General features: G+C 72.6%; 7 protein-coding genes. 3 read left to right on the top strand and 4 right to left on the bottom strand.

Features of this window, described 5'->3' with window-relative positions; all coding sequences use genetic code 11:
* The 3 genes from VMS22_04390 to VMS22_04380 all read left to right on the top strand — a co-directional run bounded on the left by VMS22_04390 (nucleotide 1) and on the right by VMS22_04380 (nucleotide 6084).
* On the top strand, nucleotides 1-1425 hold the full coding sequence (locus VMS22_04390; GenBank protein ID HXJ33258.1) for a wax ester/triacylglycerol synthase domain-containing protein: 1425 nt from the start codon (nucleotides 1-3) through the stop codon (nucleotides 1423-1425).
* A 39-nt stretch (nucleotides 1426-1464) separates the two neighbouring features.
* Nucleotides 1465-2688, top strand: coding sequence for a hypothetical protein (locus VMS22_04385; protein HXJ33257.1), 1224 nt, complete (start codon nucleotides 1465-1467; stop codon nucleotides 2686-2688).
* 81 nt (nucleotides 2689-2769) lie between these two features.
* The gene (locus VMS22_04380) at nucleotides 2770-6084 is read left to right on the top strand and encodes a hypothetical protein (protein HXJ33256.1); all 3315 of its coding nucleotides are present in this window, start codon (nucleotides 2770-2772) and stop codon (nucleotides 6082-6084) included.
* A 7-nt stretch (nucleotides 6085-6091) separates the two neighbouring features.
* Here the strand turns inward: VMS22_04380 and VMS22_04375 are convergent, their stop codons facing one another.
* The 4 genes from VMS22_04375 to VMS22_04360 are packed head-to-tail and all read right to left on the bottom strand — an operon-like array spanning nucleotide 6092 to nucleotide 15958.
* Nucleotides 6092-6973: a transglutaminase family protein gene (locus VMS22_04375; GenBank protein HXJ33255.1), complete on the bottom strand. Its 882-nt coding sequence runs from the start codon at nucleotides 6971-6973 to the stop codon at nucleotides 6092-6094.
* Nucleotides 6970-9534, bottom strand: a complete 2565-nt coding sequence (locus VMS22_04370) for a circularly permuted type 2 ATP-grasp protein (protein HXJ33254.1) — start codon at nucleotides 9532-9534, stop codon at nucleotides 6970-6972. The genes VMS22_04375 and VMS22_04370 overlap by 4 nt, the downstream gene beginning before the upstream one ends.
* 50 nt (nucleotides 9535-9584) lie before the next feature.
* Nucleotides 9585-12668 carry a transglutaminase family protein gene (locus VMS22_04365; protein ID HXJ33253.1) on the bottom strand — a complete coding sequence of 1028 codons (3084 nt, stop codon included), beginning with the start codon at nucleotides 12666-12668 and terminating at the stop codon, nucleotides 9585-9587.
* Nucleotides 12665-15958, bottom strand: coding sequence for a transglutaminase family protein (locus VMS22_04360; protein HXJ33252.1), 3294 nt, complete (start codon nucleotides 15956-15958; stop codon nucleotides 12665-12667). The genes VMS22_04365 and VMS22_04360 overlap by 4 nt, the downstream gene beginning before the upstream one ends.

The raw sequence follows: 15958 nt of genomic DNA, 5'->3' as shown, positions 1-15958 counted from the left end.
ATGGCGGTCGATCCGGCGCTGCGCCTGACGGGCGAGGACCTGACGTTCTGGTGGGCCGATTCGCCGATGCAGCCGACCACCATGGCGATGCTGCTCGTGCTCGATCGCCCACCGGCGTGGAGCCGCTTGCGAGCGGCGGTCGAGCGGGCGTTGATCGCCGTGCCGCGCTTGCGACAGCGGGTGGTCGAGGCGCCGCTCGACGTGACGCTCCCGCACTGGGAGACCGATCCGACCTTCGACCTCGACTATCATCTCCGTCGCCACACGCTGAGCGGCGCCCACGACCTCGACGAGCTCTTTTGCGAGATCGCTCCGGCATACGAGACTCCGTTCGACCGCTCGCGGCCGCTCTGGGAGGCGCGGCTCTACGAGGGGCTGGGCGGCGGCCACTCGGCGCTCTTCTTCAAGCTCCACCATGCCGTCGCCGACGGCGTCGGCGGCAACGCCATCTTCGCCGCCATGAGCGACTGGGAGCGCGACCCGGGCGAGGAGCCTGATGCGGGGATGCCCGGGGCGCACAAAGGGCCGTGGGCGGCGTCCGCGCCGCTCGGCCGGCGCTTGGCGGAGGCGGTCCGTGATCGCGTCGCGCTCGATCTCGAGCGCGCGCGGGCATCGGCCAACGTGCTCGCCGACACCGTGATGCACCCGTCGCGCATCCCGCAGGCGCTCGCGGCGCTGCGCTCCCTCGCGCAGGTGTTCGCGTTCGACAGCCACTCGCCGCTCAAACGCCGGGGCGCGTTCGGGCGGGCGCGGCGGCTGGCCGGCATGGACCTGCCGTTCGAGGACGTGCGCCGCATCCGCCACGCCCTGCGCGGTACGATGATCGACGTGATCCTCTCGATCATGGCGGGGGCGATGGGGAAGTGGCATCGCGCACAGGGAATGGCGCAGGTCGTGGAGCTGATGACGCTCGTCCCCGTGAACCTCCGACGCCCCGAGGAGTGGGCCGAGAAGGCCAACGTCGGCAACGTCGCGACGGGACTCCTCGTGCCGCTCCCGATCGGGTTCGACGATCCGATCGCGACGTTCCACGAGGTGCGACGGCGCGTGGAGGAGAAGAAGGCCGACCCCGCAGCCGGCGCGACGCCCGCGCTCGCCGAGGTGCTCGCGGTGCTCGGCCGGCAGCTCGTCACCTGGATGGGCGAGGTCACGTTCGGCGCGGTCGACTTCATCGTGACGAACGTTCCCGGCATCCTCGCGACCCGGTACCTCGCCGGCACGGCGATCCTCGCCGCATACCCGTTCGCCCCCGTCGCGCTCAGGAGCCCGGCGAGCATCGCGCTCTACGGCTACCGCGATCGCCTCTTCATCGGGATCGATGCCGACGAGACGGTCATGCCGGACGTCGACGCGTTCCGGCTGATGATCGACGAGGCGTTCACGGAGCTGGCCGCGGCGGCGGGCGTGGCCCCGTCGACACATTGACGCGCCGGCCAAGCGCGCGTTAGAGCCCGCCTTCAGGTGATGCGATTCGCGCTCACGATCCTCGCGTTCGCGTTCGCGACTCCGGCGGCCGCGGCGACGTGTCGCGACGTCATCACGGCCGAGGCCGGGCGTCACGTCCAGGCCGCCGCCAAGACGCTCGCCACCTGCGCGCGCCGACACGTCGATTGCGACGCCGATCCCGCGTCCGCGGCGAAGCTCGCCAGCGCCGCGGCGCGCCTGCGATCGAAGGTCGCCGACGTCTGCTGCGGTGGCGACCTCACCTGCGGCACGCCCGACGACGTCGCGCTCGCCACCATCGGTTGGACGACGGGCTTCTGCCCGAACCTCGACCATCACGACTGCAACAACCTGATCGACTCTCCGGGCGACGTCGCGACGTGCCTCGTGTGCCTGGGTCGGGCCGCCGCCGAGGATCTGATCGCGCTCGCGGCGCCGCCGTCGAACCCCGCGCTGGCGCGCTGCACGGCCGCGCTCCCGAAGGCAGTCTCGAAGCTCGCCGTCTCGACGTCGAAGGCACTCGCCGCCTGCTGGGCCGCTCGCGGAGCCGGCGCGCACGCGAACCCGTGCCCGGTCCCCGGGGACGGACGCGCCGCGGCGGCGCTCGCGACCGCGAGCGCGCGTGCGGCGAAGGTCGTCTGCCGGGCGTGCGGCGGCGCCGACCATGCGTGCGGCGGCGGCGACGACGTGAGCCCGGCGACGCTCGGCCTCCCGTCCGTTTGCCCGGCGGTCACGGTCCCCGGCGGCGCGGCGTGCGGCGGCCCGGTGACGACGCTCGCGGACCTCGTCGCCTGCGCCGACTGCGTGGCGAGCCATGACGTCGAGTGCGCCGATCATGCGGCGGTCCCGGCGTTCGTCCCCTATCCGGGGGAATGCGCATCGCCCCCTGGCACGTGCGCCCCCGGCGTGGAGTGCACGAGCGCCGCCGACTGCCCAGCCGGCTACGCGTGCCTGGACAACGGCTCGGGCACGACGCGCTACTGCGTCGGGCCCACGTGCGCCGTCGACGGCGAGTGCGACGGTGGTGCGGTTTGCCTCCAGTACTGCACCTTCGCAGGCTGCGCGGCGCGCCGTTGCGTGTGCCCGGGCTTCGCCTGCGGCGCCGAGGAGGTATGCATCGACGACGGCGGGCTCGCCTGCCGGCAGCTCTGCACGGGGGATGCGGACTGTCCGCCGCCGCTCGGCGTCTGCGTCAACTCGACGTTCGCCTCGGGGCTCTGCATCGATTCGCACCCCTGTGATTAGGGCGAGCGCGCGCAGCGGGCAACGAAAAAGGTTGCCGGGGGCGTTCTCCCCGTGGGAGAACATCGCCAACCTGGAGGATCGATGTCGAAATCGTTTTCCACCGCGCTGCTCGGCCTGTCCCTCCTGCTGCCCGCAGGGACGATGGGCGCGACCATCCAGTTCACGCTGCCGGCACTCGACGCGACCCCGTCGACGTTCGGCTCGCTGCCCTTTCCGAACGACCTCTACTTCGATCAGGGCCAGCCGGGCGACGGCGACGGTACGCTGCTCGACAGCGGCGCGTCGATCGGCCTCGCCGCGCAGGTGATCCAGACCAACACCGGCTCGGTCGAGCAGGCGATGGACCTGGTGGACGGCTTCGGCACGACCTCCTCGATCTACTTCTTCTTCGACGGGCCGATCGTGACCGGCGCCCTGCCGCCGTCGCCGCGCCTCACGCCGTCGTTCTCCGATTCCGTCTTCTGCGCCGACGCGACCACGGGCGCGCTCGTGCCGATCGCGATCAAGCCGAACGCGGACTCGCGGATCTCGAACCTGCTCGCGGTGCTGCCGGTGCCCGGACGGCCGCTGGCCCCGAAGACGACGTACACGTGCGTCGTGAAGAGCGCGGTCGGCGATCCTTCGGCCGACTGGCTCTCGGTCCGCGACGGCGCCAGCGCCAATTCCGACGCCGACGCCATCTTCGACCCGGTCGTCGCGATGCTCGGCACGCATGGCGTCGCCGCGGCGTCGATCGCGGGCATGACGGTCTTCACGACCGAGTCGACGACCGCCGATCTCCTGACGATCCGCGACACCGTGCTGCCGTCGCTGCCGGTTCCCACCGCGGACTTCACGAGCCAGCCGAACCTGGTCTTCGCGGGCGACGCGCCCTTGCAGACGCTGCTCGGAAGCAACCCGCACGACCACGTCGGCACGATCGCGACCGGCTACTACGACGCCGCGCGTTTCCAGACCCACGATCCCGACGGCGACGGCCCGTTCGGCGACCTCCCCAACCCCAACGACGGCTTCAAGACCTGCGTCTTCCCGTGCGAGAACACCGACGAGCGCATCACGCGCGATCCCGGCGGGACGCCGGTCGTCGTCGACACGGCGCAGATCCCGTTCACCATCGTCGTCCCCAAGGGCTCGCCACCGCTCGGCGGCTGGCCGGTCATCATCCAGCAGCACGGGCTCGGCGGCCAGCGCGACACGGTGGTCGGGTTCGGCGAGGCCGACGCAGAGCGCGGCTTCGCCTCGATCGGCATCGACGCCGTCGCGCACGGCTACCGCTACTTCGACTGCAAGCCCGGCGCGCCGTGCTCGCAGGACCACGCGAACAACGTCGGCGGCACCGCGGTGCCCGACGGCTTCGTCGACGGCAACTACTTCGGCTTCAGCGTGAGCTTCCTCACCGTGCAGCTCGGCTTCTTCCAGGCCTTCCACAACTTCCTCGGCATCCGCGACAACTTCCGCCAGACGTACGTCGATCTCATGTCGCTCGTCCGGCTGCTGCACGGCCATTCGATCGACGCCGCGCTCGGCACCGTGCTCGACGACACGAAGATCTTCTACATGGGGCACTCGCTCGGCGGCCTCATGGGCTCGGGCTTCACGCCGCTCGAACCCGACTTGAAGGCCATTCTCTTGAACGCCACCGGTGGCGGGCTCAATACGCAGCTCTTCCTCAACTCGTCGATCGGCGCCGGCGCGCAGGCGCAGGTGAACGGCATCCTCGGCCTCGATCCGGCGAACGTGCCGGACCAGTTCAACCTCGCGGCGAACCTGACGCAGGCGATTCTCGATCCGGCCGACGGCCTCAACTCGGCGAGTCTGCTCCTGGCGCCGGCGCTCGGCAGCCCCCGCAACGTGATCCAGCTCGAGGACTACAGCGACGAGGTGGTGCCCAACCCCTCGAACGAGGCGCTCGCGGTCGCGAGCGGACTGCAGATCTTCGATCCGTTCGTGCTGAACCTCCACCAGAGCCCGTTCTCGCTGCCGGTGACGGCGACCGTCGGCACGATCCACGGCAACGCCGCGGGCGGCGCCACGGCTGCGCTCGTCCAGAACGGGCCCGCGACGCACGCGGCCAGCATCGGCACGGGACCCGGCACCCTCACCTTCGTGCCCGACTTCGCGCATCCCGAGGAGTACGCGTTGAACGGCGGCTTCCCCCCGCTCGACCGCCGCATCCGCGTGCCGAACGCAGGCGTCCTGCCGTCGGTGCTCGACTGGTTCGCCGACATCGTGGCGCACGGAACGCCGGGCACGTTCAGCTTCGGTGGCGAGCCGAACTACAATCCCGATCAGAACATCGACGTCCCCGCGGGCGCCTCCGTCAACACGTTCCTGGCACGCACGGTCAACGCCGGCGGCACCATGCCGTTCGGCGAGCCGACGCCCGACGTGACGCTCGCCTTCAGCACGAACGTCGTGGCCTCGCGCGTCACGGTCGGCCGCTCGATCCTCGGCACGACGACGCTCGCCGGCGACGCCGACGTGCCGCCGGGCGGCATCAGCAGCGTGGGAACGCTCGGGTTCCTCCCGTTCTTCGTGGTCGCGCAGCGCGCGATCCCGAGCGTCTTCTCCGCCGACCTGACGATCGCCTACACGACCACCGAGCTCGGCATCGCCGGCATCGCGCCCAACACCCCCGACGAGGCGGCGCTGACGATCGCCTCGTTCCAGAACGGCACCTGCATGGTGGGTGGCGCCGTGTGCTCGGACGACGGCGACTGCGGAGCCAACGGCCCGTGCGTGGGCGCCGGGTACACCGCGCTCCCGACCGTCGTCGACATGGCGACGCACACCGCGACGGCGAGCATCTCGAGCCTCACGACGTGGGCAGTGGTGCATCCTGCGGCGCTCGCCGGCGGGTTCCGGCCTCCGCTCGTGCCGGGCGGCGGCAGCGTCATGACCGACTGCCGCGCGGAGTGGCAGGTCCTCGATTCGACCAACGTGCCGTTCCTCGATCGCAGGGGACGGCCGAACCGGACGCAGACCTGCCGCGACGGCGATCCCGCCTGCGACGCCGACCGCACCGCCGACGGCGTCTGCACCTTCAAGGTCGGCATCTGCTTCGACCAGGTCGACCCGCGGCTGCCCGCCTGCTCGGCGAGCGGGACGACGGGGTACGTCGTCTCCAAGCCGACGCCGGTGGCGGCCGACGCGACCGACGCGGCGAACGCCCAGGCGCTCGTCACCGGACTGGTGGCGCTCGGCGGCACGGCCGGCGGCCCGAAGGCGAACGACGTCCACTTCACGACGCCGCTCGCGGCGCCGACCTGCACGCAGCTGGCGTCGCTCGACGTGCCGCTGCGTCAGGGGCTCAAGGCGTCGCGGAAGCTGAAGGGTTGCGCGGAGCTCGGGCGCTGCACCGACAAGGACAGCCTCACGCTGCGCTGCACACCGTAGGAATCGATCAGTCCGCGACGCGCTCGATGTCCACCGACACCTTCGCGGTGTGGGTCGGGCCGCCGCCGAAGATGATGCCCTTCATGGGCGTCACGTCGGAATATTCCCGGCCCCACGCGGTCGTGATGTGGCGCTCGACCACCAGCTGGTCGTTGGTCGGATCGAAGTTCAGCCAGCCGGCGTCGGGATCGTAGACCGCGAACCAGGCGTGCGAGGCGTCGGCGCCGGCCAGCCGCTCTTTGCCGGGCGGCGGGACGGTCTCGATGTAGCCCGAGACGTAGCTCGCGGCGAGGCCGACCGAGCGCAGGCACGCGATCCCGAGGTGCGCGAAATCCTGACACACGCCGCGCCGCTCCTCGAACGCTTCGGCGAGCGGCGTCGCGATGGTCGTCACGCCTGGCTCGTAGGCGAAGTTGCGATGGATGCGCGACGTGAGATCACGCACCGCGTCCAGGAGCGGCCGTCCCGCCGGGAAGGATTCGCGTGCCCAGGCCGCGATCGCCGGCGTGGCCGCCGCCATCGGCGAGTCGAGGAGGTATTGGCGTACGTCGAGCCCGGCCGGCGTGTCGTCCGTCGCCGTGCGCGCCGCCGCGTCCTCCCACGTCGCGCGCGACAGCTCGGGATGCGCGGCACCATCCTTGCGCTCGACCTGGCTGCGCGCCGTCACCACGAGCCGCGGATGGGCCGACTGCACGGCGAAGTACACGACCGGGTTGCCGAAGAAGTCCTCGCGCCGCGAGAGCACGTCCGGCCGGGGCTCGATCTCCAGGTGGTGCTCGTGCACGCGCTGCGCGGCGGTCGACCGTGGCGTCAGGTGCGTCTCGTTGTGGCAGAGCGTCACCGGCTCGGCGTAGACGTACTCGGTGCGGTGCACCACGCGGTACTTCATCGCCCCGAGCCTCCGGTCATGCGGGCGAGGTGCTGGGGGCCCTGCACGTCGTGGAAGTAGTGGCGCGTGAGCACGTCGGAGGCCTGCGCCAGGAGCGTCGTGACGCGCGCGAGAAGCGCGTCGAGCCCGTGCCGCGCGTCGCCGCCGTTGTCGTAGCCCGAGAGGCGGCCGAGATCGGCCAGGCGAAGGCTCGTCGTCGCGTCGAGGACGAGGCGCTCCTCTTCGCTCAGCTCGACCCGTCCGTCCTCGTGCGCGAGCTCCGTGATGGCGTGTTGGATCTGGCGGAGCTGGAAGCCGAGCGAGCGCGGGTTCGTCTCGTCGAGGAGCAGGAGGGCGAGCACGGGCTCGATCTGCGGCTGCTCGTGGAAGGTGCGGCGATACGCCATGAGGCTCTCGGACGCCCGCAGGACGGCGTCCAGGAGCTGCACCTCGACGTGCGGCTCGTGCCGCGACGTGACGGTGGCGCGCAGGAGCGCTGCGAGGGTCATGGCGCGCTCCACCCGCCGGCCCGTGTCGAGGAACAGCCAGGCCTGGCCCCGCAGCATGCTCTCGTCGGCGAGCGCGAACATGGCGACGAGGTCGGTCACGAGCGCGTCGAGCTCGTCCTCGAGCTCGTTCGCCGCCTCCTGCGGGCGGCCCTGGAGGCGCTCCAGGCGCGCCCGCACGTCGTTCAGGACCCGCCAGGTGTCGCCGGAGAGGCGATCGCGGACGGCGTAGGCGGCGGCCAGGATCGCCTGCACGTCGAACGCGACCGATCCCGCGCGCCCGCCGTCCAGCACGACCGAGAGCAGCTCGGCGATCGGTGTGGCGCGCCGCTCGGCGTCGCCCAGGAACCCCGGATGGGTGGCCGTCACCTGCGTCACGGCATCGAGGATGGTGTCGAGGCACAGGCGGTCGGGGCCCTCGAGCTCGACGGCGTTGCGGTGAGCGCGCAGCGCGGCTCGCACGATGCGGATCGCCTGCTCGGCGCGCTCGGCGTAGCGACCGAGCCAGAAGAGGTTGTCGGCCGCGCCGCCGGGCAGGGCGGGCTGCGTGCCCGACGTCGCCGGCGCGCGCGACGCACCGGAGAGCAGGCTCACCTGCTTCTCGGGCTCGGTGGCGAGGATCCACGTGTCCTTCGAGAGGCCACCCGCCTGGTTCGAGAGCAGGAAGCTCTGCGGTGAGGCGCCGATGCGCGTGAGCGCGCCGGGCATGACGACGTAGCCGTCCTCGCGCGCGACCAGGAAGGTGCGGATGAGGGCCTGGCGTCCTTCGAGCCCCGACTCGACCACCGCCGGCACCGACGACGGCCGGAGCTGCTCCTGGCCCACGTACCATTGCGGTCGCGCGCGGATGCGCTCGGCGAGGACACGCTGCTCGGCGTGCGAGAGCAGGCCGCCCAGCACCGGGATGCTGCGCGGCTGGCGGTAGATCGAGCGCACGACCAGGCGGTCCAGGTTCGCGAGCACGTGCTCGCGACCGTGCGGATCGCCGCACCACCAGGTGGGCACGGACGGGAGCTGCAGCTCGCCGCCGAAGAAGTGCTTGGCGATCGCCGGCAGGAAGGCGTTCAGGGCCGGGTTCTCGAGCACGCTCGCGCCGAGCGGGTTCGCGACCGCGACCGTCCCGCGCCGCACGGCCTCGGTGAGGCCGGGGATCCCGAGCCGCGACTCGGGATACAGCTCGAGCGGATCGCAGTAGTGGTCGTCGACCCGGCGCAGGATCACGTCGACGGGCTCGAGCCGCCGCATGGCGCGCAGCCACACCTGGCCGTCGCGCACGGTGAGATCGGCGCCGCGCGCGAGCGTGTAGCCGAGGTAGCTCGCCAGGTACGTGTGCTCGAAGTACGCTTCGTTGAGGGGGCCGGGCGTGAGCAGCACGACGCGCGGCTCGGTGTGCTTGCGCGGCGAGATGGACGCCAGGCTCGCGCGCAGGTTCTGGAAGAAGAGCGAGAGCCGGTGCACGTGCGAGTCGCGGTACAGGCTCGGCAGCACGCGGCTCATGACGACCCGGTTCTCGAGCGCGTAGCCTGCGCCCGACGGCGCCTGCGTGCGATCGGAGAGCACGCGCACCCGGCCGTCGGGTCCGCGCGCCACGTCGGCGGCGTAGAAGATCAGCGAGTGCGGGCCCGCCGTGCGCATCGGGTGGCAGGGTCGCAGGAAGCCGCCGTGCGCATAGACGAGCTCGAGCGGCAGGAAGCCCTTCTTGATCAGGTCCTGCGGCCCGTAGATGTCGCGCAGGATCAGGTTCAGCAGCTCGGCGCGCTGCATGAGACCCCACTCGATCTCGCGCCACTCGTCGCTCGAGAGGAGCATCGGGATCGGGTCGAGCTGCCACGGGCGCTCCAGCCCCTGCGGGTCGCCGTAGACGTTGTAGGTGGCGCCGCTCTCGCGCAGCAGGCGCCGGGTCTCGCGCCAGCGGTCGTGGAGGGCGGGGAGGCCGAGGGTGCCGAGGGCCTCGGCGACGTAGCGCCAGTGCGGGCGCACCTCGCCGTCGGGGCCGACCATCTCGTCGTAGACCCCCGGCCGGGCGCGGTACCCGGCCACCAGATGGGGGTCGGGCGCTGAGGCCAGCGAATCCATGGGCGCCGTCGATGGATACGATACCGGAGCCCGACTTTCGAGCGTAGGCGTCATGCAGGTGCGGTGAGATCGAGCACGTGCCCTGGCACCATCTCCTCGGGCGGCACGGTCATGGGGCCCTGGCCGCTGCCCTCGGGCTCGAAGCTGCCCGTGCGCGGGCGCTGCCAGACCAGCGGGGATGGCGTGGGGCGGGGAGGGCGGCCGCGCTCGCCGTCCCCGCGCTCGACGACGACCGGCGGCTGCGCCGCCGGTCCCGCCAGGGTCGGACGCGCCGGAAAGAAGCGGCACCCGCCGATCGCGCGTCCGCTCCACGTGTCGATCAGGTCGAAGACGAGGACGCCGACGGCGAACGTCGTCGGATGCAGGGTCGCGGGCGCATTCCAGGCCTTGTAGCGGACGCCCGCGATCCACTCGCCCTGCACGCCGGTCGGACGCAGCGGGACGCGCCGGCCGTTGCAGACGAGCGCATACCGCGACGGCGGCAGCCCGGTCGCCCGCACCTCGAGCCGCTCGTTCGCCGAGTCGACGAAGCGCGCGACGCCGGCGCCCGTGGTCTCCTCGGCGAGGACCGGCCACGGCTCGTGTGCGAGCCGCAGCTCGAGCGCCACGTCGCCCAGGCACACGCCGCCGACGACGGGGAAGTGGAAGGCGAGCAGCGGCGCGAACCACTCGGGCTGCAGCGGATAGCCCGCCTCGTCGAGGTCGCGCAGCACCGCCACCAGGTCGTCCCAGAGTAGCGACGGGAGCAGGAACCGGTCGTGCAGGGCGGGCCCCCAGCGCCGGAGGTCTTGCGGGCGCGGATCGTGCGCGAAGCGGGCGACCAGCGCCATCACGAGCAGCGACTGCAGCGCGGCCAGGCGCGCGTGCGGCGGCGTCTCGAAGCTCCGCAGGACCAACTGGCCGAGCCGGCGCGTCGCGCGCGCAGGATCGAAGAGCGCGTCGGTGCGGATCTCGGCGCGCCGCAGGTCGCCCGCCGGATCGGCGAGCAGGTGGCGCAGCAGGCGGTCTGGAATCCAGGGCAGCGCGTTCTCGCCCCGCGGCATGCGTTCGAGGGCGAGCGCGAGCTCGAAGAGCGCATCGTCCCGGCCCTCGTCGGGTCGCGGCGCGCGGCCGCCGGGACCTACGAACCGCGTGGCGAAGAAGTAGGAGAGGCTCGGATGACGCTGCCAGCACGTGACCAGCGCCCGCAGGATCTCCGGGCGGCGATGAAGCGGGCTCTCGTCGGGCGTCGTCCCGCCGAGCACGACGCCGGCTCCCGCGCCGACCGGCTCGCGGGCGCCGTTCGCGAGCGCGCGCTCGGCATGGAGGCCCAGCTCCGCGGCCTCGTCGTACGCGGTGTCCAGCAGCGCCGCGTGCTCCTCGAAGCTCGCGGTCGACGGCAGCGTCACGCGCAGCACGCCGGCGTCGGGCTCGACCACGACGCGCCGCAGGCGCGGGTCCTCGGCCGGCTCGTAGCCCTCGAGCGCGACCGGGACGCCGATCGCATGCGCAGCGCTCTCGATCGCGCGCGTGAGGTCCAGGTAGTGCTCGACCCGCGGCAGAGGCGGCAGGAAGACGTGGAGCAGCCCGTCGCGCACCTCGATGCAGAGCGCCGTGCGCGGCACCGAGGCATCGTCGTGGGCCGGGAGGCTCTCGAGCGGGAGCCGGAAGCCCATCGGCAGCGTCCCGGGCAGGAGATGGAGCCGCCGGCGGCGGAAGCGCCAGACGCCACTTCGCCAGCGATCTTCGGTGTCGTCGTGCTCGAGCGGCAGCGCGTACCCGGCGGGCGTGCCCGCTTCTGCGAGCCGATCGGCGAGCTCGCGCCGCCGTTCCGGATCGCGCAGGTCTTCGAGCGGAGGCGGGGCGACGGTGCCGCTCCCGCTGCCGCTTCCGCTGCGCGATAGACGATGGAGCGAATCCTCGTAGGCGGGCATCACGCACGCGGGCGCCACGCCGAGCGCGCGCGCGAGGGCGTGGGCCGCCTCCTCGGCCGCGGCGACGGTGATCTGGCTCGCCGGCGACTGGGCCAGCAACGACGGATCGCGCCAGAGCGGCTGCCCGTCGGCGCGCCACAGCGACGTGAGCCGCCACCGCAACGACGGCTCGCCGACGTACCACTCGCCGTACCCCGTCTGCACGAGCGCGCCGGGCCCGAGGCGTGCGCCGAGGGCGCGCAGCAGCGCGCCGCCCGCCCGGCGCTTTGCGTCGCCCAGTACGCCGGTGCTCCACTCGATCGACCCCGCCTCGATCGCCGACGTGAACGCCACCTCGCGGCCGACCGCGAGCGACACGCCGGCGGCGCCGAGGTCGGCGTCGACCTTCGCGCCGAGCGCACGGACATACGCCCACGTGTCGTCGCCCCACGGCCACGACGGCTCGTCCGGCGCGAGGAGGGCGAGGGTGATCGCATCACGTACGGTCTCGTCGCTGGCTTCGCGAAACCCGACCAGCGGCTGCGCCCGCAGCGGCTCGGGCGCGCAGGCGAGCGGGACCCAGGCCTCGGTCGTGAAGAGGCCGGCGCTGGGATCGATCCCGATCCAGCCCGCGCCCGGGAGATAGACCTCGCTCCACGCGTGCACGCTCGCCGCGTCGTCCGCGATCCGGTAGCCGCTCGTGAAGCGCGCCGCGAGGCCGAGCGCACGGTAGGCGAGGGTCAGCAGCCAGGCGAGCTCCGGCGGCGTCCCGGCGAAGCGCTCGCGCATCTTCGTGGCGACGTCGTGGACCCGCTCGACGACGTAGCGTGGCGTGCGCTCGAGCGCGGCGAGCCAGGCGGTCAGCTCGGCGCCCATGTCCTCGACGCGGAGGTAGGGCTCGAGCTCCTTGTGGAGCTGCGGCTCGTAGTCGAACGGATGCCGTGTCGCGCTCTCGTCGACGAGGAAGTCGAGCGGGTTCGTCTCGGTCAGATCGGCGACGAGGGCGACGTCGATCGCGAGCTGCGTCACCGGCTCGGGCAGGTCGAGCCGCGCGACGTGGTTCTCGAACGGATCGCGGAGCCAGTTGAGGAAGTGCGGCTCGGTGCGGACGCGCATCGAGTACGCCGTCGTCCGGGCGCGCGCGTGCGGCGCCGGACGGAGCCGCAGCCAGTGCGTCGAGAGCTGCACGGGCCGCGCGAAGCGCTGCTCGATCGTGTGCGTGAGGGCGATCCGGCGGGTCATGACGGCGGCAGCCTGCGCAGGTCGAGGGTGCAGGGATGCTCGGGATCGGGACGCTCGGGCGCCGGTTCCCACGTCGTGGCGCGACTCCCGCGTGCCACGTGCGCGTCCAGGCGCTCGGCCCACGCCGGCGGCGAGAACGCGCCCGGCGTGTGACCCCACGCCCAGAAGCGCGAGATTCGCCGCGTCTCGGCTTCGTAGGCGTTCACGGGGAACGCCTCGTAGGCGAGCCCGCCCGGATGAGTCACGTGGTAGACGCAGCCTCCGACCGCGCGCCCGAGGCGGCGATCGACCAGGTCGATCACGAGCGGGGCGTGCACGGGCACGGTCGGGTGCAGGCCGAAGGGCGACGGCCACGCCTTGTAGCGCAGCCCCGCGACGTACTCGCCGGCGGGGCCCGTCGCTCGCAGGGGCACGCGCCGGCCGTTGCACGCCAGGAGGAAGCGTTCCGGATCGAAGCCGCGGCACGATACCTGGAGGCGCTCGATCGCGGAGTCGACGGCGCGCGCCTGGCGCTGCGCGGCGGTCTCCTCGCCGAGCACGGGCCAGGGTTCGAGCGCCATCCGCAGCTCCAGCTCGACGCCCTCGTAGGCGGCGCGGCCGTAGAGCGGGAAGCGGAACTCGAAGAAGGGCGCGAACCACTCGCTGCGGAACGGGTAGCCGGCGCCGGCGAGCTCGTCCACGACCGACGTCATGTCGGCCCACACGTAGTGCGGCAGCAGGAAGCGATCGTGGAGCGCCGTGCCCCAGCGCACGAGCGGATGCCGGTACGGCTCCTTCCAGAAGCGCGCGACGAGGGTGCGCAGGAGCAGCATCTGCGCGAGGCTCATGCGGGCGTGCGGCGGCATCTCGAAGGCGCGCAGCTCGACGAGGCCCTGGCGACCCGACGGTCCGTCGGCCGACCACAGCTTGTCGATGCTGAACTCGGTGCGGTGCGTGTTGCCGGTCGGATCGGCGAGGAAGCTCCGCAGCGCGCGGTCGACGACCCACGGCGTCCCCGCGCGCTCGATCTCGGCGAGGCTCCGCTCGAGCTCGTCCAGGCATGCGCTCCCGCCCTCGTCGACGCGCGGGGCCTGCGAGGTGGGGCCGATGAAGAGACCCGAGAAGAGGTAGGAGAGCGCCGGGTGGTGCTGCCAGTACGTGATGAGCGAGCGCAGGAGATCGGGACGGCGCAGGAACGGGCTGTCGGCGGGCGTGGCGCCGCCGAGCGTCACATGGTTCCCGCCTCCCGTGCCGGTGTGGCGGCCGTCGAGCATGAACTTCTCGGTGCCGAGGCGCGACGCGCGCGCGGTCGCGTACAGCAGCACGGTGTCGCGCTCGAGCTCGTCCCACGTCGTCGCGGGATGGACGTTCACCTCGATCACGCCGGGATCGGGCGTCACCTTGATCGTACGCAGCGCCGGCGAGCGCGGCGGCTCGTAGCCCTCGACGAGGACGGGCATTCCGAGCTCCGCCGCCGTCGCCTCGATCGCGGCGAGGAGCGCCGCGTACGTGTCGAGCGCATCGAGCGGTGGCATGAAGGCGTAGAGCCGTCCGCCGCGTGGCTCGAGACAGAGGGCAGTCGGTGGCACGCCGATCCAGCTTCGTCGTCGCCGCCTCGCGTCTCCGGGCGGCAGCGGCGCGCTGCCGGCCCCCGGCACCGGCGCGCCGGCGACCGGCTCCTCGTGCTCGACCTCCGCGGCGCCGGGGAAGTGCGACACGGGAAGGCGCAGCCCCATCGCCGAGCTGCCCGGCGCCAGGTGAATCGGACCGGGCGGCAGCCGGCCCGACGCCCATGTGCCGTGGACCGCATCCCACGCGAGCGGCAGGACCCAGCCGACCGCCTGGTCGAGGCCGCGCGCCAGCGCCACGCTGCAGTCGTCGCGGAACTGCGGCGCCCACGGGATCGCGAGAACGTCGAGGTCGATCGGGCGGCTCGCTTCCCGCCAGAGGTAGTGCGCCCAGTCCTCGAACGCGGGCACGAGACCGCCGGCGCCCACGCCGAGCCGCTCGGCGAGACGGCGGCCGAAGCGCTGTGCGGCGCCCGCGTCGACGCCGTAGTCGCGCGCTTCGTCGGCGACGAGCGTCGCGTCGTGCCAGAGCGGACGCCCGTCGGTGCGCCAATGACAGCCGAGCGCCCAGCGGGGCAGGGGCTCGGCCGGATACCACTTGCCCTCGCCGAAGTGCAGGAGCCCGCCGGGCGCGAAGGCCTCGCGCAGGCCGCGCAGCAGCACACCGGCACGCTCGCGCTTGGCGACACCGAGCGCCTCCGTGTTCCATTCCGCGCCGTCCATGTCGTCGATCGAGACGAAGGTGGGCTCGCCGCCGAGCGTGAGACGCACGTCGAGCGCCGCCAGCTCGGCGTCGACGGCGCGCCCGAGCGCGCCGATCTCGGCCCACTGCGCGTCGGCATACGGCCTGGTCACGCGCGGATCCTCGTGCACGCGCCGGACGACGTTGCGGTGGTGGAACTCGACCTCGCACTCGTCGATGGCGCCGGTGATGGGCGCCGCGCTCACGGGATCGGGCGTGCAGGCGAGGGGGATGTGCCCCTCGCCTGCGAACAGGCCCGAGGTCGGATCGAGCCCGATCCAGCCCGCGCCGGGAACGTACACCTCGGTCCACGCGTGGAGGTCCGTGAAGTCCTGCTCCGGACCGGACGGGCCGTCGAGCGACTTCTGGTCCGGCGCCAGCTGGATCAGGTAGCCGGAGACGAACCGAGCCGCGAGCCCGAGATGGCGCAGGACCTGCACCAGCAGCCACGCCGAGTCGCGACACGACCCGATCCGTCGCTCGAGCGTCTGCTCGCAGGTCTGCACCCCGGGGTCGAGGCGGATCGAATAGTCGACTGCGCGGTGGAGCTGCTGGTTCACGGCGACCAGGAACTCGACCGTCCGCCGGCGCCGCCGCGACACGTCGGCGAGGAACGCCGCGAGGCGCGCCCCGCGCTCGCCGATCTCGCAGTAGGGAACGAGCTCGCGCGCGAGCAGGCTGTCGTAGCGAAACGGGTACTGCTCGGCGTACGCCTCCACGAAGAAGTCGAACGGATTGATGATCGTCATCTCCGCGACGAGATCGACGGTCACGGTGAGCGTGCGCATCGGCTCCGGGAAGACGACGCGCGCGAGCAGGTTCCCGAACGGATCCTCCTGCCAGTAGACGCGGTGCGGCCCGCCGCCGATCGTGAGGCGGTAGTCGTGCACGGGCGTGCGGGTGTGCGGCGCGGGGCGCAGCCGGACGAGGTGCGGCCCGTGCGCGACCGGCCGATCGTACCGGTAGCCGGTCGTGTGCTCGATGCCGACGTGGATCGCCAC

The sequence above is a fragment of the Candidatus Eisenbacteria bacterium genome, from assembly GCA_035577985.1.
In the GTDB taxonomy this organism is placed as follows: Bacteria; Desulfobacterota; Binatia; order DP-6; family DP-6; genus DATJZY01.
Note: the sequence above shows the minus strand (reverse complement) of the source record. Positions and strands in the feature narration are given on the sequence as shown.